Origin of the sequence: Parabacteroides sp. AM58-2XD (genome assembly GCF_003463685.1) — a bacterium.
GTDB classification, from domain to species: Bacteria; Bacteroidota; Bacteroidia; order Bacteroidales; family Tannerellaceae; genus Parabacteroides; species Parabacteroides segnis.
Window position 1 is genome coordinate 1 of record NZ_QSDP01000106.1, and the last position, 22,895, is coordinate 22,895.

Genomic DNA, 22,895 nt, shown 5'->3' on the forward strand with positions numbered 1-22,895 from the left:
GTCCGGTCTGAAACCGAACAGAACTTTTAATACTAAACTTATCAAAGAACTCTTTGGCATAGTGGCAGAAGCCGCTTAGCCGATATGTTGAATTTTTAACGGACTATTATATAAAGTAAACGAAACGGAATACAAAGAAGTCTCTTACAGGGTGCCTTTCACAAGGCAGAATGAGAACGGGACGGCTACAATCTTAGAGATTGCCAACAACCACCGCTATACACTGGCTGTGACGGCGGCAGACCTATACCACCTCGACTGCAACATTTCCGTAGACGACTGGGCGGACGACGGAAGCATCATCGAGTTTAATCCCAACGACGATACCGGGGAACTGGCCGTGACCATTCCCGATGGCTTCAAGGACGACACCAAATACGATCCCGACACACGATCCGTCAGCATGTCGCTCAAATCCGGTAGCCGGTTCGAACTGAATACGACTGCCACCTCCAATCTGACGGTCGGGAAAAAATATGTCGGAGGACTCGCCGCACAGCAATACGACTGGCTGGAAGTGTCGGAACCTGTCGTTTCCACCCGAACGGCGTTGAACTTCGCCTATACCTTCTCGCTCAAAGAAGGATATACAGGGGGACGTTACCCCCGTGCCGTACTGCGGTTCACAAACACCATGAACGGCAACGAAACAACCTTCTTCGTCGAGGCTGTTTCCGTGCCACAGGCGGACAACACACCGCAGCCGGGTACAAACAACCCTAACACCTTCGATGCCGAGAACCTGCTGGTCAGCCTCTACCGCACGACCGGTAGTAATGCACATGTGCGCATCACTTGCCCCGACGGTACAGAGGTGGAAAGCAAGCCCGACTGGCTCGACGTGGCCATCGACAAGCAGAACGGAGCAGAAACGATCTATTCGTTTACGCTCAACGACCGCGATATCACAGGCGTTCCCGAAGATAAAGGCACCGTCACTTTCCGCAACAAAAAAGCAGGCGATCTAAAAACGGATATCACCGTGCAACTGCTGGATGCCACCCTGAAACCCGATTTCACCTCTCCGAGTATCGACGGCACAAAGAACAGCTATGAGGCTCCGACAGACGACACACCGGCAAACGTCAATATGCAGATTTCGGACGCGAACAATTTCTCCGTCAGTTGCAGATCCATGCAGGGCATCGAGATCGGCATGGACTTCGACGGAGGGTCCGAATGGCTCAAAGCAACAGGCGCGAACGTAACCAAAGCATACAATGAGAATGCCGAACTCACCTTCTCGCTGGACAACGCCAAGCTGGGAGGTGCGAAAAAAGCGACCGTCACACTCAAAAACAAAGTTGGCGGTAAAAACACGGTCTTCACCGTCTCGCCCGTATTCCTTGCCCCAACCGTCACTTTTGTCAGCGGAAGCAACTCGCCCACGCAAAACACGATGTCGGGCACGGCCATTAAACTGTATCAGGTAACCGGTTCTAAGGTCAGCATCAAAGCGAATGCCTTCGGCGGCACCTGTGTCAAAACACTGACAGGTGATATCACCGTGACTGCCGACGATAATTACAATGCAGAAAAAACGTATGTGGTCACTTGGAAAAGCGGGACATCGGCATCTTTCGTTATTGCCAACAAATCGGACGAAACAAAGGAGGCTGCCGCTTACTCGGTGAATGCACCAGCTACGACGATTACGGCTACCGACAATCTCAATATGAATACATTGGTCAACCAGAACGTAACCAATACAATCAATTCGCCCGAAGGATGTACGGCTTCCGTGAACTGGGGAACCGGCGGGCAAGCCTGGTTCGACCTGAGTGCCACAAACTTCAATGCAAACAACCAGGCACTCAAAATGACGACGAAAAGCAATATCACAACGCTGACGAATATACAGAAGGCTACCATTACGTTGACAAACAAGATTACGGGAGGTACTGTGAAAACATTTACTGTAACGCCTGTTTACCAATTTATCAGCGCAGAACAAACTTCATCTACCGGTAATAATCTGATCGGTACGGCTATCAATATGGTCAAGATGTCGGGCAACTCCGGCTACCATGCCCAAATAACATTGAAAGTAGTATCTCTGGGTGGTAGCAAAGTCACAGTATCCGGAACCGGACTAAAATTAACCGGGGCAGCATCCAGCACTGCCTACACAGCCAGCTATACACTGGATGCGGCTTATAATGCGGCGGCTAGCGGGACACTGACAATTACTAATTCTCAGAATGCCGGCAGCAAACAAACTTACACGATAAGTGTGAAAGATCAGACGGTTACCTATACGTCAAAGAGTACTGGGAAAACGGCAGCGGCATTGGAAACGGCCAGTTATTGGGTGGCACCAGTGACGGAAGGGTTAGCTAACATTAACGATGCACCATCCAAATGTCCGGATGGGTGGAGAATACCGACTGCTGTTGATGCTAGAAATTTTGTAAGAAATGATCAAGTAGGTTTAGCTAATATATTCCTTCCTGGGGCTGATCCTAAAGGTATTGGAATTGGAAAGGATGCTCAAGGGCGTGTCGGTTATTGGACAAGTACGATTATAGACGGGTCGATACCTTGTTGCATAACCGTCAAATCTGATCAATGGTATTGGTACGCAGCCAATAAACCTAACTCTGGTTGTAGTGCAGCGAGTAGCAGTATAATGAATGTCCGCTGCCTCAAAAATAAATAACACAACTATCCGCGTACCTGAAGCCCCCCGGCTTCCCCGAATAACCGTACGCCGCAAATAAGAATAGCCGCCAGCGGGCGGCAAGCAGGTTTCGGCCTGAACGATCTTTGACATGATGGGATTGAAAATAAAAAGGTTTAAATGATTGTATATTCATTGAAATGAATACCTTTGCTTTCATAGTATGAACCAAAATTCATTAATTATGAAAGACAAAGGAGAAATTATTGTTTATCAATCTGAAAACACCTTACAATTAGAGGTTAGAATGGAAAATGAAACCGTTTGGCTGACTCAGGCACAGATGGTGGAATTGTTTCAAAGAGACAGAACCGTTATAACCAAACATATAAATAACGTATTCCGGGAGGGTGAACTTGATAAAGAAAGCAATGTGCATTTTTTGCACATTGCAAATTCTGATAAGCCGATCATGTTATATAGTCTCGATGTTATCATATCAGTAGGCTACCGTGTAAATACAATTGGATATAAAAGGTATACTGCAACATTTATAATCACTCTTTTACCTATAATAAGTTTTCATCCCATCATGTCAATAACCAGAAGCGTTCTTTGACATGATGGAATAAAATTGAAACAAATAGGTATTACTATATTCATTATTATTTTCCTTTCAAGAGAAAAGTAATAATCTTATCTTTGTGTTCGTGCTTAAAACAACGGAAACATGGAAACAATGCCGATCAGAAAACTCCCGGTAGGGATACAGGATTTTACCAAATTGCGTGAAGAAGGTTTTTTATATGTAGATAAAACCGCATTGGTCTACAAAATGGCTGTTGCCGGAAACCCTATATTCCTGAGCCGCCCGCGCCGTTTCGGTAAAAGCCTGCTCCTTTCGACACTCGAAGCCTATTTCCTCGGACGGAAAGACCTGTTCAAGGGACTGGCTATCGAACAACTCGAAAAGGACTGGAAAGTGTATCCGGTACTGTACCTGAGCTTGAATGCCCAATTCTATGAAAACAAACGAAGCTTGGAGCAAGTGCTTGAAGCTCATTTTATTCAATGGGAAAAGAAGTATGGTGAAACGGATAAAGAAGTGGGGTATTCCGCACGTTTCATGCAAATCATCCAACAAGCCTGCGAGAAAACGGGAGAGAAAGTGGTCGTCCTGATCGACGAATACGATAAGCCCCTGCTGCGCACCTTGTTTAACGATGATCTGCACGACGTTTACCGCGAAATGCTGACCGGTTTTTACACCGTCCTGAAAGATGCCGACCGTTACCTGCGTTTTGTATTCATCACCGGAGTGACCAAGTTTTCGCAGTTAGGGATTTTCAGTAACCTGAACCAACTGATGGATATCAGTATGGCTCCCGATTATGCAACGATTTGCGGTATGACACAGGTGGAGATCGAACGCGATTTCCAACCCGAACTGGCCGCCCTTGCTGCCATGAACAAACTGACGTACGAACAAACGGTGAACGAAATGACGAAACGTTACGACGGATATCATTTCACGGAATTCCTTTCGGATGGAATCTATAACCCGTTCAGCGTACTGAATGCATTGGTTCAAAAACGGTTCAGCAGCTACTGGTTCGCTACCGGAACACCGACGATGCTGGTAGATATGCTGAAAAAGACCGACTACGACCTGCGCCAACTCGACGGTATAGAAGTTCCGGTAGCCGCACTGATCGATTACCGGGCCGATTTTCATAATCCGGTGCCGATCATCTACCAGAGCGGGTATCTGACGATCAAAGGCTATGACCCTGCAAAGGATTTCTATACACTCGACTTCCCAAATGCTGAAGTAAAATACGGATGGCTGAATTTCATCACTCCATATTATACTCCTTTGTCGGAATCGACCGCTCCGTTTTACATCGGGAAGTTCTGGGATGAGTTGCGTGCCGGCGACGTCGATGCGTTTATGGAACGGTTGCACGCCTTCTTCGAAGGTATTCCCTATGAACTGAACAGCAAGACCGAACGTCATTATCAGGTAATCTTCTACATTGTCTTCAAACTGTTGGGACAGTATGTAGATTCCGAAGTACGTAGTGCCCGCGGCCGGGCGGATGCAGTGGTAAAGACAACCGATTATATCTATGTATTCGAATTCAAACTAGACGGTTCGGTAGACGAGGCTCTCCGGCAGATCGACGAAAAAGGCTACCTGATTCCCTACACCGTCGACGGTCGCCAACTGGTTAAAGTCGGTGCCTCCTTCGACAAAGAGAAACGCAATATCGGAGAATGGAAAGCCATTTTCTGCTGACAATACCCCATTATCATTTTCGATTTATCCCATCATATCAAAGAACAAACGGTCTTTAACATGATGGGATTGTTTTTTTAAGCAATCGCATCTGTAACCTATAACAGATGCACCGATCGTTACGCAGCCTCCACGGTGGGGGTTGCGCGGCTTGTCGTGTGTGTCTGCATGTGAAATTGAAACGAATGAAACACTAGTATTAACCGGCGAGGCGTCCTGACAGGCACCGGACCACAATTTTTTAACGAAATGGCAAATACGCTGAAAGTATGGATGGCACCCAACTCGGTGACACCCGACCCCAAAGACAAGATCTTTGTACTCGAAACCACCGGCAAAGCCGACATCGACAAGATCTATGAAGAAATGCGTGCCGAAGACACCGGACTGCGTCTCGAAACGATCGTGCACTCGGTTACCCTCTTCCAACGCGTCTGTGCCCGCCTGCTGATGAACGGATGGCAACTCAACACAGGACTGTTCTATGCCGTGCCCCGCCTGCTGGGACTGGCAGAAGACGGCAGATGGAATCCGGAAAGCAACAGTATCTATGTCGCTTTCACGCAAGACAAAGTGATGCGCGAAGAGATCGCCCTGACAAGATCAGTATCCTGGGCACGAAATCAGATGTGATGTACATTCTCGGAACGGAAGACCGCAAGACCGGCCTGAAAGACGGTACCATGACACCGGGACGCAACTTCTTCGTGCGCGGTGCTAACCTGAGGTGCTCGGTGAAAACGAGTCGGTAGGCGTCACCCTAACCAACACGACGACAAAAGCCGTAGTGAAACTCGACGACGACATGATCACAAAAAACAACCCTTCGGAACTCACGCTCCTGATCCCCGCCGACCTGGCCGACGGCGACTACCAACTCACTGTACGCACGCAGTTCGGTACCAGCAAACATCTGCTGAAAGAACCCCGCGAAGTATCCGTCGATGTGCATGTAGGTGACGGTGGTGATGGTAGCGACCGTCCGGAAATCGAATAAAACCGGGAAGTGCATCTTCCTGACGCTGGGAAGTCACCCTTCCCGGCACTGGGAAGAGACACTTCCTAACACTGGGAAGAGCGACTTCCCGGAAACAGACAAATATCAATTTTTCAACTAACAATATGTTTAATTTAAAACAAACGAACATGAACGTAAAAAGTTTAATGCTGCTCCTCGCCCTCGCGGGATTGGGAGCGAGCTGTTCAGACGATGAAGCGACAGGAGGCGGCCCCAGCAGTATCGCCGGACGCTCCGAGTTGCAGATCGTCTTCAGCGGAAGTGGCGAGAGCCAATCGTACGACAAAACGACTAAAGCGATTGCAACCGCCAAAGAGAACCAGATAGACGACTTGCAGATCTATCTGTTTGCGGCAGCCTCCGAAGGTGGCCCATACTACTACCTGGAAACATGGCAGGACGGAACGGCTTACAATCCGGAAGACAAAGATGGTGTCACCGGTAACCCGAAAACCAACTTCAAGAAGACAGAAGCCGGCACCGGCTGGAAGGCTTCCCTCTATCCGAACGAATTGGCCGGAGTGCCTTACATCAAGTTGTTCTGTATTGCCAACAAGAATGTGCCGGGCATGCTCGCATCCGATGGTGCAACTCCGTCGCAAACGACGGATGAGAAATTCTATCAGGAAGACGGCGCTACGGAAATCCTGGCTACCCTGACTCCCGTAACAACGGCGGCTGCCGGCGACGGAACTTACACCGTTACCCCGGGTACCACTGAGACGGAGTTCATCGCCAGCTTTACCAAAGCACTGGGCGCCGCAGCCAACGGTGTGATCTCCACCCCGTTGCTGATGACCGGCCAGGGAAAGACGAAGATCAGCGGCAATGTGTCGAAAGTAGATATCGACCTCACCCGCGTAGTCGCCCGTTTCGATATCGACAACACCACCTCGAAGTCAAACCTGACCATCAAGAAGGTCACTCTGGCGCAGGGACGTAAAACGGCCCCGCTATGGACTGCGGCAATCACCCCAGTGGATAAAGCAGACCTCACTGCCTCCGCGCTGATCGCACAGAAGTACGAAACAGTGGACTTCGAGAAACTGACGGGTGCCAACCAAGGCATTACCGAAAGCTCACTCTACGTCTACCCGACCCTGGCGACCGACGAAAGTTATCTGATCCTGGAAGGAACCTACAAAAGCCCGGTCAACTCCAGCCAGGTACCGGTTACCTACCACGTCCCGATCGTACGCACTCCGGAAGGAGGCGACAAAGGCGAATACATCGCCATCAACGCCAACAACCGTTACTGCCTGCGCATCACCGATGTAACATTGAGTAATGTATACGGAACTTTCGATGTAGTAGACTGGACTTCGGCAGGTGGTATCACCATCCGTCCCGACAACGATGCTCCGGTATTCGATGCCACCCTTGCCTTCGATGCCGCAAGTGCCAACAAGCCGACCGACCTGAATGCAGGTAATCCCGAAGCTACGACCTACGATTACGAAGTGACCGGCAATGCCGACGGCGAAGGATCGTTCAGCCTCACCCTGGCCGCCACCGGAGCCGTACGTTGCGAAAAGGAAACCATGTCGACCACCAAAGCCGGTGAAACAGACTGGCTGACCATCACGACCGACAAGACCGAAGAACGCGACGGCGTATGGTACACCTCCTTCAAATTCGAATACACCAACTCGATCGGCCAGCAACCGGTTGCCGTACATTTCATCAACGAAACGGCTTCCTACGACCCGGCCCTGTGGACAACAATCAATTTCTACGGACCGAAGGCAGTCCCGTCGTTTGCCCTCGCAGCCAACGGCAATTCGAAAGGCAACGTTACTGCGCTTACCGACGATGATGCAAAGAAACCGACTGCGACGATCTACTCTGTAGACGGCAGCTACGTCACATTCGACATCACCAGTATCGAAGGCGTCGAAGCGGCCGACCTGGCCGGCTACAAGGCCGAAAAAGTCGCCACAAACGGATTTGTCCATACATTCAAAGTATCTGTAGTCGACAAGGCAACAGCTGCCGGAGGAAACATGGTATTCAAGAATGCAGGTGACCCGACAAAGACAACGACTCTGACAATCACAAAAGCAGACCCGAGCCTGAGTGTCGAGAAATCGACCGACGCCAACGGTGCCAGCGATTACACGGCAGGAACTGAAACTCCGTTCGTAACAACCGGTACATTACAGGTAGACCTCGACCTGCTGGCTACAGGAACAGCCAACTTCAAGGTCAACTCACCGCAGGGACTAACTGTTGCCAGCCTAGATTGCCCGTGGCTGACCATCACCGAAGTCCACCCGTGGGCCGATACCGACGGCAATCGTTATACGGAATATCAGCTGAAAAAGAAAGAGTCTCCTGCCAACACCAGCGACTTCAACCTTGTATTCACCAGCAAGCTGACAGAACAGGGCATCACGGCTCCGGGCTTCAAGCTGACGTTGAACAAGGCTTACAGCAAACCGAAAATCACACCGAATGCAGACCCGAGTACGTATACAAACAGTACATTCAATGATGGAGCACCTATCGGATATCCGTATGCTGTAACAGCCGATATGTATAAAGTAGATAACAGTACTATTTACCTGCAAATGGCTTGTACGGAAGAGATGACCGTGACATCGAGCGATGCAAATGTAACAGCATCTAAACAAGGCGATACCAACTATTACAAAATAGAGGTAACCAACGCTGCCGACGCTGCCGACGAAGTGACGATCACAGCAACAAATAATAATGACGCAACCCGCAAAGCAACCGTAACATTGACTCTGGTCGATCCGGCCACCAAGCTGGAAAATCCGGGAGGAGGCGTGACGCCGACTTTGTCTGGTACAACAGTCACACTTCCGAATACATATGCCCAATACGGTGTTTCGACATTCGATATTGTAGCCCCGAAAGGTTCGACAGTTACCTGCGGCTCTAGTACATGGTTCACTTGCACTCCTTCCGGTACTGCTACTATTGACGGAACCAAGAAGCAGGCAATAACACTGATGGGGGGAGACCAGTCATCAACAGCCGATGTAACGATCACCGTTCACAACAGCGTAACAAATGCCGACGAAACGATTACCGTAACGAAAGCTGTTGCACCCTGATATTTGAATAACAATTAAATAAGAAGATTATGAACATAAAACATCTATTACCTCTCTTCGCAGCGGGAGCATTCCTTTTTGCTTCCTGCACGGAAGAGAATGAGGTAGCCGGCGGAACTACGACCGGCGGGACAGGCACCGGAGATGATGCCGACCGTCAGGAAGTGCTTGTATCGCTGAAGAACAACCTCGTCCTGCAGAAGCCGGGAACGAAGGCAGCAGGCGACCCGATCGCCACCGAGGAGGAAAACTATATCCACTCGCTCGATGTCTACGTATTCGGTTCCAAAGAGGAAAACGGAGACTATACCTTGCAGGAGGTCCACTATTACAGGATGATGCCTCCACCCTGACACTCCCGGGTGTAAACACGTATAGTTTCAACCTGACCAACAGTGCCGACAACAGCGGTGTCACCACCGGTCTACTGAAACTCAACAAAGGGCTCTTCGTCCGGTTATACTGTGTGGCCAACCGTTCCGAAATGTACACCACAGCAGACGACGGGACTACGACACAGTACACCGACTTCAAGTCGCTCATCCAGACCGCACCCGGACAGGCCGACAACCAGATCACGACCGGTATTCCGAAAGAAGCCGACTTCAAGAAGCTGCATATCAAGCTGATCGATCCGGCGGCAACTGCCGATCCGACCGAAAACGACGTGCTGGCCTCGCCACTGCCCATGTCGGGAGCCTACACGACACCGCTCGACCTGACCGATTTCGGCAGTTCGGCCCGTACGCAGATCAGCTTCAAGCTCTCCCGTATGGTCGCCCGTTTCGATATCGTGAACGATGCCACGAAGTCCAAATTCACCCTCGAGAAAATGTCGATGGGTAAAGGACAGAAAGGAGCGAAGTTCTTCCCGATCGAGACGGTCGGTACCAAGGAAGCCGACCTGATCACGTATCCCGAACGCGAAGTTCTGCCCGATACTCAGAAAGCGTTGGATGAAGTGGCAGGAACGACCAATCTGACCAAAGGTGCTTTCTACGCTTTCCCGAGTCCCAAAGACGACCACGGTTACCTGATGCTGAAAGGAAAATATGCCGTGAACCAGACGGAAAGCAAAGACGTATCCTACCAGATACCTTTCCAGCAGATGGTAAACGGTATCGGTACCTATATCGAAGTAGCCTACAACCACCGTTACACCATCACGATCACCAAGGCCGACACCTACCATCTGGATGTCGACTTGAAGGTGGCCGACTGGGATGACAAAGAGGTGATCGACCCTTACGAACCGGATAACGATTTTGACCGGACAGAAAACGTCGTGCTGGATGCTGCCAACAGCACCACTTCATACGTGCTCGACAACGGACAGATCTCAGTATTACCGGATGCCGCCAGCAAGTTCGCTTTCACAATGGGATCGAACACGAATCTGACACATGAGGTGATCTACAAATCGGAAACAGCCGCCAAATGGGTGATACAGGATGGTGAGCCGGTTGTTACCAAAGCCAGTTCGCAGGAAACGCTTTACAAGTTCAAAGTGGATGCAACAGTACTGGCTGCCGCCCAGGCTAACGGTGATAAACTGGAAGACGTAACCATCCGCCTGATCAACCCCGCCAGCGGCAGCCGCAAAGAGATCAAGGTGATCGCTACACAGGGTCCGGCAGTTGCTTTCGTCGCACAGGACGACAACTACAACACGTTCGATGCTGCCAAGCTGACAGCCTACATTTATAATATAGCCAATCAGACAATCAAGCTGAAAGTCGATGCGGAAACCCGCCTGGTCGATCCGGCAAACCCGGAAGGTGCAACAACAACCGGTAGCATGGTGAGTATTACAAACGTAGGTTCTACCGGAGTTACAGCCAGCGCCAATGTCGCAGAAGCCAGTGGTGAATATACCCTGACAACCGACGGTACAGGTTCGGCAGGTAATGAAGGCACAGTCGATTTCGCATCTGTCGCTTCCACTGCCAAGACAACGGTGAAGGTTGTCCTGAAAGACCCGGCCATGAAAGCCCTGACTGCCGGCGATTTCACCGGCGGCCGCACAGACAATACATTCAGTCTGACAGCCGGAGCCGGCAGCAGCCCGCAGGTGTCGCTGGTGGGTGTTGCAAACAACAGCTTTACGCTGAGCGTTGTTTCCCCCGAGGCGTAACAGTTGCTAAAACAACAGGAGACTGGTTGACAGTAACAGAGACCACCGTTGCCAACGCTGCAGGCGCTAAAGTGACCACCATCACCGGCAAGATCACCGATGCCACAGGTATGTTGGCCGCAGCTAAAACAGACGGTAAGTTCACGATCACCAACAAGCTGGATGCAACGGCGGTGACCACTGTGGAAGTCGTTACCACTGTTCCGGTGGCCGCTACCGTCAGCAAAAGTGCAGACGACGACGGCCTGAACACGTTGACCGGCAGTGTTGCCACCTTGTACAACGCCAACGGCCAGTCCATCACACTGACCACCAACGTAGCTACAACACTGGCAGCCAAATCGGATGCAGATTTCCTGACATTATCGACGACTAAAGGCAAAACGCATACGATCACGTTACCGACAACCCAGTCATTGCCGTTAGGTGCCACTCCGACGCTTACCTTCACGACTGACGACGGTGCGACGGCGGAGATTACGGTGGCATTGACAGCTCCGGCTATCACTGCACTGACAGGTGTTACCAATGTAACCGGTACAAACAACTTTACCGCAGCAGCCGGATCGGATAATGCGAAAGTGGTCATGACCGAAGCGACATCGGCCAGTAGCTTTACGCTGTCCGTTACATCACAGGAAGGTATCACCATCGGCAGTGGAACTTCTTCCTGGCTGAAAGTTACGGCAGCAGAAGCTACCGGAAGTGCCGGTAGCTACACAACTGTTGTAACAGTTGCCATTACCGCAGGCACAGACCTGACAACAGTTCTTACCGACGGTAAAATCGTACTGGCTAACGCCATCCCTAACGGAGGCGATATGACAATCGATGTATCGACAACCTTACCGGCAGTAGTTCCTTAAACTTTTTAATACGGAGAGGGTAGCCAATAGCGCCCTCTCCCATTTATCACATCAATATTAATTATCAATTCTACAAAACATGAACAAAGCAGAATTCAGAAACAAACTCGCTTCGCGCCTGGAATTAACCCAGGACTCCTCAAGTAAAATTATCGAAACATGTCTGGACATTCTCTCCTCCTCTTTGGAGAAAGGCGACACGATCACTTTTCAGGGTTTCGGTGTCTTCACCCTCTGGCAACAAACCCAACGTGAAGGCAGAAATCCCCGTACCGGCGAACAATGTATAATAGCCCCCCGCACGAGCGTCAAATTCAAACCAGGCAAGTTCCTCCTGCAAAAACTGAACGAAAGTTAGATTTATCCCCTCAAATCCAAAGGGGTAAAAAACAATGAAAAGCTTTCTTTAATATAATGAGATTGATAAGGATTTCGCTATATTTGTACCACCTTTTCAAACAGGTAAAAACGAAGTGATTATGGCAAAAACAATCAGACGTAAATTTCCGATAGGTATACAAAGTTTCAAATCGCTGCGACAAGATAACTATCTGTATGTAGACAAGACAGCACTCGTTTACGAATTAGCGAATAGCGGGAAACCGTTCTTTCTGAGCCGTCCGCGACGTTTTGGCAAAAGCCTCCTGCTTTCTACACTCGAAGCTTATTTCCGTGGACAGAAAGAATTATTCAAAGGGTTAGCGATTGAAGAACTGGAGGAAGAATGGCTGACTTATCCGGTGCTGCATTTGGATTTAAATGCCCGGAAATATAGTACCTCACAGGATCTGGATGCTATTTTAAACCAGTATCTCGAATCGTGGGAAAAGCTCTATGGCACAGAAAAGCAAGACCGGGCACCGGAAGAACGGTTTATGTATCAAATACAACGTGCAGCCGAGCTAACAGGTCATCCCGTCGTCGTACTCGTCGATGAATATGACAAGCCGCTGCTCCAATCTTTGCAAGATAAGGAGTTGCACCAAGCCTACAAGGAGACCCTGAAAGCCTTCTACGGTGTGCTGAAAAGTGCCGACCAGTATCTGAAGTTCTATCTCCTGACAGGTGTTACCAAGTTTGGACAAGTCAGTGTGTTCAGCGATCTGAACCAACTAAAGGATATCAGCATGGATCCGCATTATAATACGTTGTGCGGCCTCACCTGGCAAGAGATTGCCGATAATTTCCAACCTGAATTGCAACTACTGGGTGAAAGAAACGATCTATCACCGGATGAAGTACGTGAAACGATGACCCGCCAATACGACGGCTATCATTTTATGTACGGTGAAGAGGGTATTTTCAATCCGTTCAGTGTGCTGAATGTATTAAGCGACGCAACCTTCGACGATTACTGGTTCAAGACGGGAACCCCTACTTTCCTGATAGAACTTCTGAAAAAAACGGATTATGACCTGCGCAATCTGGAAGGCATACAGCTGGATGTCAACTCATTTGCCGATTATCGCGCCGACGCATCACGCCCCATTCCGGTGATCTACCAGAGCGGATATCTGACCATTAAAGGGTATGACAAGCGTTTCAGGCTTTATACGTTAGGCTTTCCCAACGACGAAGTAAAGTATGGTTTCCTAAACTTTATAACTCCGTTCTATTCATCCGTTCCAGCCAAAGACAGTGCTTTTTATATAGGTAAGTTTGTCAATGAATTGGAGTCTGGTGATGTGAACGCCTTTACGACGCGCCTTCGGGCCTTCTTTGCCGGTATTCCTTACGAATTAAATGACAAGACGGAGCGGCACTACCAAGTGATTTTTTATCTCGTTTTCCGGCTTATGGGCCAATTCACCGAAGCAGAAGTACGCAATTGCAAAGGACGTGCCGATGCGGTTGTAAAAACACCGGACTATATCTATGTCTTCGAGTTCAAACTGGAAGGAACGGCCGAAGAAGCCCTTGCTCAAATCGATGACAAAGGCTACCTGATCCCCTACACTACCGACGGTAAACAATTGGTCAAGGTCGGTGCCAATTTCAGCGCAAAAGAACGCAATCTGGAGAAGTGGATTTCCATTTCTTAATCAACATTTAATATCCCATCCTGCTTTTTCCCGGCAATAATTTAATATCTTTGATGCCACATAAAAATAAAAGTTGGAGATGATACAAAAAGAATTGACCGGCGACCTGCAATTGAAATGGGGTCGTATGCAACAGGCTATGCGAAAGATAAATGCGGATGCATGCCTGCTAAGTGTAGATGTAAACCTGTATTATACAACCGGACGTGTATATAGCGGATATTTTTATCTGCCCGTAGAAGGCACGCCCTGGTTCTTCGTCAAACGCCCTAACGGATTAAGCAACGACCAAATCGAATATATCCGCAAACCGGAGCAAATAGCCGAGGTATTCGCTGCCCGCGGAATAAAAATGCCGGAAAAGCTGCTCCTTGAAGCCGATGAGCTGACATACAACGATTATATCCGCCTGCAATCAATTTTCAATCCCAAAGAAACCGGTAATGCAACTACATTGATGCGGACCTTGCGTGAAATCAAAACACCGTGGGAAATTGCCCAGTTTCGTATCTCGGCGGCAAAACATGCCAAGACATACGCTGAAGTTACGGAATGTTTCCGTCCGGGAATGACCGACCTCGAATTTCAATACGAAATAGAAAAACGTATGCGCCAGAACGGTTCCATCGGACTATTCCGTGCATTCGGTGCTAATATGGATATTTTTATGGGAAGCATACTGGCCGGTGAAAACGCCGAAGCCCCCTCTCCTTTCGACTTCGCCTTGGGTGGCAATGGCATGGATGCCTCCTGCCCGCTCGGAGCCAACGGCACTGTCCTGAAAGAAGGTACGGCTATCATGGTCGATATGGCCGGAAACTATACCTCTTATATGACGGATATGACCCGCGTATTCTCTGTCGGCAAACTGACCGAAGAAGCCTACCGCGCCCACCAGGTGGCCCTGACAATACAAAATGAAATCGAAAACACAGCCCGTCCGGGTATCGTTTGTTCGGAACTGTATACTATCGCTGCCAAGATTGCCGAAAAAGAAGGACTGGCCGCCAACTTTATGGGAACCAAGCAACAGGCCAAATTCGTAGGACACGGCATAGGTATCCAAATCAACGAACTACCGGTACTGACGCCCCGCTCCAAAGAAGAACTGCAACCGAGCATGGTATTTGCCCTCGAACCCAAATTCGTTATTCCGGGCGTGGGAGCCGTCGGCATTGAAAACAGTTTCCTGGTGACAGAAACAGGATTGGAAAAACTGACACTTTTCGAAGAAGAGATTATTCAATTACATTAATTTATAAACATACAAGCACATGAAAAAGACGATTACTTTTCTGCTTCTACTGGCAATCATCATCATGCCAGCAAAAGCTGCGGATGTAGAAAACGTAAAACCGGTCAAGAATGTTATTCTTCTGATACCGGACGGAACTTCACTGGCTACCGTTTCTATGGCACGCTGGTTGCAATGGTACACAAACCCCGACAAACCTAATCTGAACCTGGACCCGTATCTGTGCGGAACCGTACGTACCCACTCTTCAAATGCCCCTATCGGTGATTCCGCTCCGACAACTTCCTGCTACATGACCGGCTATCCGAGCCGTACCGGTTATGTATCTACTTATCCGGAACACGACGGAGACAATGATATCTACCCGACCGACCCCGAACGCGCTTTCCAGCCGCTTACCACCGTTTTGGAAGCAGCTAAGATGACACAGGGCAAATCGACCGGTCTTGTTTTCACCTGCGAATTTCCGCATGCAACACCGGCAGACTGCTCTGCCCACAGCTACAACCGCGGTAAATACGAATGGATTGCTCCGCAGATGGCTCACAACGACCTGAATGTTGTAATCGGTGGTGGCGCATCCCTTCTTCCGGAAGAAAGCGAAGCTTATCTGAAAGGTAACGGATATGGTGTGTTTAAAAACGACATCAACGGTATGCGTAACTACAGCGGTGACAATATGTGGGCCTTATTCGGTGACCGCGAAATGGCTTACGACATCGACCGCGACCCGGCCCAGCAACCGGACCTGGAAGAAATGACACGTATCGCCATCAAAAAACTGTCTAAAAACCCGGAAGGTTTCTTCCTGATGGTAGAAGGCAGTAAAGTAGACTGGGCCGCCCATGCAAACGACCCTGTCGGTATGGCAACAGATATGCTGGCTTACGACCGTGCCTGCGGTGCCGCACTTGAATTTGCCCGTCAGAACGGAGAAACAGCCGTTATCATGGTTCCCGACCACGGAAACAGCGGTATCAGCATCGGCCGTTATTCTTGCGGAGGTTATGATAAACTTACAAAAGATCAACTGTTCCACCAATTCTCCCTCTATAAACTAACGGCAGAAGGTTTCGCCAAGAAAGTAAACAGTGAACCCAACTCCGAAGTACAGAACATCTTCCGCGAATATGCAGGTTTCGAACTGAGTCCGGAAGAACTGGATGCATTGAATCATTGCAAAGATTACAAGAACAGTCCGATTCCCAAAAATGAACGTACTACCGAAGGCAAAGGCTCCCTCTACAGCGGTTCGCTAACCTCTTTCATGTCTAAGCTGCTTACATCAAAAACCTGTTTCGGATTTACAACCGGCGGACATACCGGCGAAGATGTTTTCCTGGCAGCTTACCACCCGGACAAAGCCAGCCTTCCCATCGGTATGCACACCAACATCGAACTAAACGCATATCTGTGCGCCCTGTTCGGCATGGACCGTGACAAACTGGACGAACTGACAGAAGAGAACTTCGCTCCTCACACAGAGGTATTTGAAGACTATAAATGTGAGATTATCCCGGCAAAAGACGAAAAAGGTTCTCCCTCTCTGGTCGTGAAAAATAAAAAGAAACAAATCAACATCACCCCGTTCAGCAATATCGTCACAATCGGTAAAAAAGGACAGGAAGAAGTCCGGCTCAACTCGGTTGTAGTTTATGTAGATAAGAACAATACATTCTACCTTCCGACGAAGCTGGCAGAATATCTGAAATAAATACAAGCGGAGGCTATTCAGTCTCCGCTTTTTTTATACTTTTGCAAGAAAGACAGATTATACACAAAATGAAAAGTAAAAGTTTAGTTTCTATCGATCAATGTTCCAAAGAGGACATTCTTCGTATTCTGGATAACGCCAGGAAGTTTGAGGAAAATCCGAACCGAAAGCTACTGGAAGGCAAAGTGGCTGCCACCCTGTTTTTTGAACCCTCTACACGCACGCGATTAAGTTTCGAAACAGCTGTCAACCGCCTGGGCGGACGAGTGATCGGATTCCAGGATGCTTCTACCACCAGTTCTTCCAAAGGGGAAACGCTGAAAGATACCATCCTGATGGTCAGCAATTATGTCGACCTGATCATTATGAGACATCATCTGGAAGGTGCTGCCCGTTATGCATCCGAAGTAACGGACATACCTATCATCAATGCGGGCGACGGTGCCAATCAGCATCCCTCGCAGACTATGCTCGATTTATACTCCATTCAAAAGACACAGGGAAAACTGACCGACCTGAACATTACCATGGTGGGCGACCTGAAATACGGACGGACAGTTCATTCGCTGATTGTCGGCATGTCACATTTTAATCCAACTTTTCATTTCGTGGCTCCGGACGAACTTCGCATGCCGGACGAATACAAGAATTTCTGCGACGAGCACGGCATCAAATATTACGAACATACGACATTCGATGAAGATGTTATCAACCAGTCCGATATTCTTTACATGACCCGCGTACAGCGCGAACGCTTTACCGATCTGGAAGAATACGAACGGGTAAAGAATGTGTATATCCTGCGCAATAAGATGCTCGAAGGAAGCCGTGAAAACCTTCGTATCCTTCATCCCCTGCCGCGCGTAAACGAAATCGCTTACGATGTGGATGATAATCCGAAAGCCTACTATATCCAACAGGCACGCAACGGATTGTTCGCCCGTCAGGCAATTATTTGTGAAGTTCTTAATTTATCAATTGAAGATTAATCAGTCATGTCAGTAGAAAAGAAAAGAGAATTGCAGGTTGCCGCTCTGGAGAACGGAACTGCTATCGACCATATCCCCCCCAGCCAATTATTTAAAGTGGCCAAATTGTTGGGACTTGAAAATATGGATAACACAATCACGATCGGGAACAATTTCCAAAGTAAAAAAATGGGATGCAAAGGCGTGATTAAAATATCCAACAAGTTTTTTGAAGAAGACGAAATCAACCGTATCGCCTGATTGCTCCCAAAGTAATCCTGAACATTATCCGTGATTATGAAGTTGTGGAAAAGAAAACAGTTACATTGCCGGACGAACTGGTTGGATTGGTTAAATGCAACAACCCGAAATGTATCACCAATAACGAACCGATGCCGAGCCGTTTCGAAGTAATAGACAAAGAAAAAGGAACAATCAAATGTCGTTATTGTGAACGTAAAATCAATAAGGAAGATATTATTATTAAATAAGTTTTTATGAAGCAAGACTGGAAGCCCGGTACCATGATTTATCCTTTACCCGCCGTAATGGTTAGTTGTGGCAGCGAACCTTCAGAATACAATATTATAACGGTGGCGTGGGTCGGTACAATCTGTACCAATCCACCCATGTGTTATATATCCGTACGTCCCGAACGTCACTCTTATCCCATACTGAAAAAGAATATGGAGTTCGTCATCAACCTGACAACACGCGAACTGGCCTATGCCACCGACTGGTGTGGCGTCAATTCAGGTAAAGGGCATCATAAGTTTGAAGAAATGGGACTGACACCGGGTAAAGCCACGTTAGTAAACTGTCCCACTATCGAAGAAGCACCTCTTTGCATTGAATGCCGGATCAAGGAAGTGATTGCTTTGGGCAGTCACGATATGTTTATTGCCGACGTCCTGAATGTTCAGGCAGATGATAAATACCTGGACCCGCAAACGGGAGCATTCGATATGCAACGAGCCGACCTGCTGGCTTATTCACATGGGAAATATTATGGATTAGGTGAATTTGTCGGTAAATTCGGCTGGTCGGTAAAAAAGAAAAAATAAACGTATGAAAAAGATACTTCTTCTATTGCCTGTGTTTTTTTTCTGTATATCAGCCAACGCGCAGAAATTTATACAGATTGAGGACAAAGCGTTTAACTTCGGAGCAAAGGTTGGTGTCAACTCTACGTTTCCAATCGTTAATTCACTTACAATAGATGATGTCAAAGCGGAGAATATCCGCCTGCAATATAAGGTAGGCTATCAGGCTTCTGTCTTTTGCAGAATCAATATCGACCGTTTCTTTATCCAGCCGGACCTGTCATGGTATCACACGAAAGGAGACATTCTTTTCTCCATGCCACAAAATACCGAGTCCAACTTAGCCGATAGCAATACACCGGAAACAGACCTGCTTCAATTAAAAACCACCTCACTCGAAATGCCTGTTATGATTGGCTATTACCTTGTCAAGGAAGGACCTTATGCCCTCAGTATGATGGTAGGTCCTAAAGTGAAGTATAATTATAAGGTACGTTATACGACACATTTCTCTGAGGTCACGAATGAATACATCAACGACAGCACTCCGTTTGAGTTGGGTATTGCCACAGGGTTGGGTGTCAGCATCTGGAGGCTCTTTTTCGAATTCACCTATGAATTCGGACTCAACAAAGTCGAATCCGATTTCAAAGACAAATCCTCGCAAAACCCGATTGAAAGAAACATCTCGATCGACAAACGGACTAATATGATGAGTTTCTCACTCGGTTTTCTGTTCTGACCTGTACTATTTTCCACAGATATCTTTGAAAGGACACCAGGCACAGGCTTTTTCCGTTGTTGTCTGTGTAAACGGTGTTTCACGTCCGAATATCTCATCCAGACAACGGCGCAATTCTCCTTCAAACGCTTCGGAATATGCCGAGAAATCTGTTACCGGTTCCGTTTTCGTCCGTTCAATGCGTCTGCAGACTGAGGCGTCGAACGAGTCGGAGAAAAGCGTACGCATATAATAGATTCCCGGCTGAATTGTCTTTCCTGCAGGAGCGGCTCCAAGCATCCACGAATACATGAAAACCTGCATTACGGCTTTGGCACGGTCTTTATCTTCCTTATCGAACAAGCTTTCGACCGAAGTAAAAACAGATGTTCCGCTCCCACTCTTATAGTCGATAATACGAACCGCATCACGCACCTCGTCAATACGGTCGATAAAACCTTTCAGCTGAATCTCTGTCCGGTTGTCACCCAACGTAAACAGACGGTTAATCTTCCTTTCCGATTCAATATACCGGAAAGGCGTCAGTTTACTGTCACGTTCCAATATCTTCTCCACATATTTCCGAATCATCTCGCCTATCAGGAAGTTCTGCCCCGTCAGAGGACGTACGACGTCCGACATAAAGAAAATTTCTGCAAATGCCCGGGCAATGGCACCCGTCAGGACAGGCGTATCTTTCTTAATTGCTTTCAGCAGGTCGGCTGTCACTATCTTTCCACAGAGAGGCATATAGAGTTCTTCCATTACCTTATGCAGGATACTACCGAACACGTTACTTTCAATCGTTTCGCTAACCTCTTCTTCTTCCTGTATACCTTCGACTACCGAGAAATAGAACTTCAACGGACAGTCCAGATACGTATTGACGGCACTGGCGGAAATAGCCCGGCTTCCTCCTTTATGGAAAGCATTCAACCGCTGCATCACCTCGTCCGTTTTCTTTACCTGCAAGGCCGGAGTCTTGGCAGACGAGACATTATATACGACCAATTTGTTTTGCAACGGCACTTCGTAGTGATAATGCAATTGATGGACAAAGCGACTGACTTCGCCAGTCTGTAAACCGTTACTGCGAGTATCATAGAGTAAACTGACATGGCTCGCCCTATATATTAAACGGTAAAAATGGTAGGCCCAAACGCTGTCCTGATGTTCATAGGTCGGTAATCCGAATCCTCTTCGCAGATTATACGGGATAAATGAGTTTGCCGCCTTACGCAACGGGAAAATCCCTTCATTCATGGAAAGGATAATCAGTCGGTCGAAATCCAGTGCACGGGTCTCAAGTACTCCCATAATTTGCAAACCGGACAACGGTTCTCCCCGGAATGGAATGGTAATCGTATCGGTTACCCGCTTGAGCAGACGGAAATAGGTATCTATCTTCATTTCTATTCCGGCATCCTGCATAATTTCTTTCATCCGGTTGACAGTCGTGAAATAATGGAAGATAAATTCCTGCTCGAGGTCATTGGTCCGTTGTGTAGCATCCTCTTCTTCTTCATCGGACGACAAGGCGTGCATCACCTTGTTCAGCTCCTGCAAAACATTAATGAGGTAATCGGAAAATGTATTCACATTGGTCACCGGAAGAAAGAGAACCGACAACAAATCGGTCTTTCCCAAATCGGCGGCAGAAATATATATCCGGTTATTTTCCGTAATATCTTTCACCAGGGCATTCACTATTTCCGGGCAGGTCGAACTGATATACCGGTGATTCAATATAGGTAATACATCCCGGAAATAAAAGACCGGTTGCCGGTCTACATAGCGTACGTTTTTCTGTAACGCAAGAATATATTCCATCAATGAAGCGACAGGCGTACCCGCCAACGGGTATCCCATCGTCACATTAATCCGGCGAATCTGTTCAGGTATTGCATTCAGCACCGGAATAAGCAAATGTTCGTCGGGCAGAATGATCGCTGTACGCAATGCATCCTCAGGCGACATCTCATCCTCCTTGCACAGTTCATTTAATAAGGTATAGACCTGTTTCGCCTGGCCGATACCGGACGGAATACCGATGACTTCAATTTCCGTATCTACTTTCTCTTCGACAGGAAGCGGATATTGAGAAGGGAAGTTTTTGAGGTTGCGCTCAACAAAATAAGAGGCTTTGTTGTTCGGGTCGGTCACCTTGTCAGAAGCATAATCCCAATAGAAATCGGCAATGCCCTGTTTCTGCAACTGAATCAGAAAACGTTCCTCTGCCACAGACAAAGCATTCAGTCCGACAAAGACAACCTTCGTATAAGGCAGGTCACAACAGTTGTTCTGCTCCATCAGTTCGACTACTTCGCGGAATATCATTCCTTCATAGCCTCTTCCTTCTGCGGCTAATGCGTCACGCAAGTCATTGTATAATGTATACAGGATTTTCCACACGGCAAGAAACTCTTCCTGATTCGGAGAATCTCCTTTCGGATAGAACGATGACCAGAAAGTACGGATAGCGGCAATCTGCTCTGCATCCAGAAAGCTGAAATCATTTTCTATCTCCCGCAAGTCCGTTACATTGGTAAACAGCATGCGGGCGTCGGCCATGTATTTATCGACATCATCGAAATCGTTCAATAACATTTCTCCCCAGTACAGGAACTCGTCGAAAGTTTCTGTCGAACCGCTATGCCGGACATAAATATCATACAGCATAAACAGCATACTGATTCTGTCGGCCGTCTGCTTACCGCTCAACTGCACAAACAAGTCGTTAATAGTCAAGATTGTCGGGGAGAAAAGCGGTTTGTCAGCTACTTCCGAAAGATATTTCTGAAAGAACAATCCCGTTCGGCGGTTAGGAAAAACAAAGGCCAGCCTGCTGACCTCCGCTCCGTATTGCTGATAAAATAAAGAGGCTATCTGTTGTAAAAATGGTGTCATATAAAAGAATACATTAATTAAATAATATGGCAATAGAAGAACTAATTGGTTCTGAATTTATCAAATTTGAGCTATTTATAGTGACTGGTTGTAACTGGCTCCCCTCTCGAGAGGGGGAAGGGGGTGTGTCATATTCCCGCCTATACAACCATCCTAATCAGAGTCACTTGACTATTGCAGGTTCATTTGCCGTCTGCTTCAGCTGACGGTTTACAAGTTGTTTCT

15 protein-coding genes and 2 pseudogenes are annotated in these 22,895 nt (G+C 48.0%); 16 read left to right on the forward strand and 1 reads right to left on the reverse strand.

Annotation, left to right across the window (positions count from 1 at the left end; all coding sequences use genetic code 11):
• Window positions 1–151: 151 nt before the first annotated feature.
• The 16 genes and pseudogenes from DXA15_RS20260 to DXA15_RS20330 all read left to right on the forward strand — a co-directional run bounded on the left by DXA15_RS20260 (window position 152) and on the right by DXA15_RS20330 (window position 19,784).
• Window positions 152–2,659 (forward strand): hypothetical protein, encoded by a 2,508-nt coding sequence (locus DXA15_RS20260; RefSeq protein WP_128135232.1) that lies wholly within the window; start codon window positions 152–154, stop codon window positions 2,657–2,659.
• Between the two features lie 205 nt (window positions 2,660–2,864).
• Complete coding sequence (locus tag DXA15_RS20265) at window positions 2,865–3,239, forward strand: virulence factor (protein WP_233567484.1); 375 nt, start codon at window positions 2,865–2,867, stop codon at window positions 3,237–3,239.
• A 111-nt stretch (window positions 3,240–3,350) separates the two neighbouring features.
• On the forward strand, window positions 3,351–4,919 hold the full coding sequence (locus DXA15_RS20270; protein WP_128135233.1) for an ATP-binding protein: 1,569 nt from the start codon (window positions 3,351–3,353) through the stop codon (window positions 4,917–4,919).
• A 249-nt stretch (window positions 4,920–5,168) separates the two neighbouring features.
• Window positions 5,169–5,916 (forward strand): annotated as a pseudogene (locus tag DXA15_RS20275) (DNA-binding domain-containing protein).
• Window positions 5,917–6,065: 149 nt separating this feature from the next.
• A complete protein-coding gene (locus tag DXA15_RS20280; protein ID WP_128135234.1) occupies window positions 6,066–9,020 on the forward strand; it encodes a hypothetical protein in 2,955 nt (984 codons plus the stop codon).
• Window positions 9,021–9,049: 29 nt separating this feature from the next.
• Entirely contained in the window at window positions 9,050–9,373 is a 324-nt protein-coding gene (locus DXA15_RS20285) for a hypothetical protein (RefSeq protein ID WP_128135235.1), read from the forward strand.
• Between the two features lie 131 nt (window positions 9,374–9,504).
• Complete coding sequence (locus DXA15_RS20290) at window positions 9,505–11,154, forward strand: hypothetical protein (RefSeq protein WP_199676400.1); 1,650 nt, start codon at window positions 9,505–9,507, stop codon at window positions 11,152–11,154.
• A 26-nt stretch (window positions 11,155–11,180) separates the two neighbouring features.
• Complete coding sequence (locus DXA15_RS25590; RefSeq protein WP_199676402.1) at window positions 11,181–12,020, forward strand: hypothetical protein; 840 nt, start codon at window positions 11,181–11,183, stop codon at window positions 12,018–12,020.
• 79 nt (window positions 12,021–12,099) lie between these two features.
• Window positions 12,100–12,378: an HU family DNA-binding protein gene (locus DXA15_RS20295; RefSeq protein ID WP_128135236.1), complete on the forward strand. Its 279-nt coding sequence runs from the start codon at window positions 12,100–12,102 to the stop codon at window positions 12,376–12,378.
• A 121-nt stretch (window positions 12,379–12,499) separates the two neighbouring features.
• Window positions 12,500–14,062 (forward strand): ATP-binding protein, encoded by a 1,563-nt coding sequence (locus tag DXA15_RS20300; RefSeq protein ID WP_128135237.1) that lies wholly within the window; start codon window positions 12,500–12,502, stop codon window positions 14,060–14,062.
• Between the two features lie 79 nt (window positions 14,063–14,141).
• Entirely contained in the window at window positions 14,142–15,317 is a 1,176-nt protein-coding gene (locus tag DXA15_RS20305; RefSeq protein WP_128135238.1) for a Xaa-Pro peptidase family protein, read from the forward strand.
• 19 nt (window positions 15,318–15,336) lie between these two features.
• Window positions 15,337–17,031 (forward strand): alkaline phosphatase, encoded by a 1,695-nt coding sequence (locus DXA15_RS20310; protein ID WP_128135239.1) that lies wholly within the window; start codon window positions 15,337–15,339, stop codon window positions 17,029–17,031.
• 68 nt (window positions 17,032–17,099) lie between these two features.
• A complete protein-coding gene (gene pyrB, locus DXA15_RS20315; RefSeq protein WP_007659291.1) occupies window positions 17,100–18,020 on the forward strand; it encodes an aspartate carbamoyltransferase in 921 nt (306 codons plus the stop codon).
• 6 nt (window positions 18,021–18,026) lie between these two features.
• Window positions 18,027–18,490: pseudogene (pyrI, locus tag DXA15_RS20320) on the forward strand (aspartate carbamoyltransferase regulatory subunit).
• 6 nt (window positions 18,491–18,496) lie between these two features.
• Complete coding sequence (locus DXA15_RS20325) at window positions 18,497–19,063, forward strand: flavin reductase family protein (protein WP_128135240.1); 567 nt, start codon at window positions 18,497–18,499, stop codon at window positions 19,061–19,063.
• A 4-nt stretch (window positions 19,064–19,067) separates the two neighbouring features.
• Window positions 19,068–19,784, forward strand: coding sequence for a porin family protein (locus tag DXA15_RS20330; protein WP_128135241.1), 717 nt, complete (start codon window positions 19,068–19,070; stop codon window positions 19,782–19,784).
• Between the two features lie 6 nt (window positions 19,785–19,790).
• Here the strand turns inward: DXA15_RS20330 and DXA15_RS20335 are convergent, their stop codons facing one another.
• Window positions 19,791–22,670, reverse strand: a complete 2,880-nt coding sequence (locus DXA15_RS20335; RefSeq protein ID WP_128135242.1) for a PD-(D/E)XK nuclease family protein — start codon at window positions 22,668–22,670, stop codon at window positions 19,791–19,793.
• Window positions 22,671–22,895: the final 225 nt, after the last annotated feature.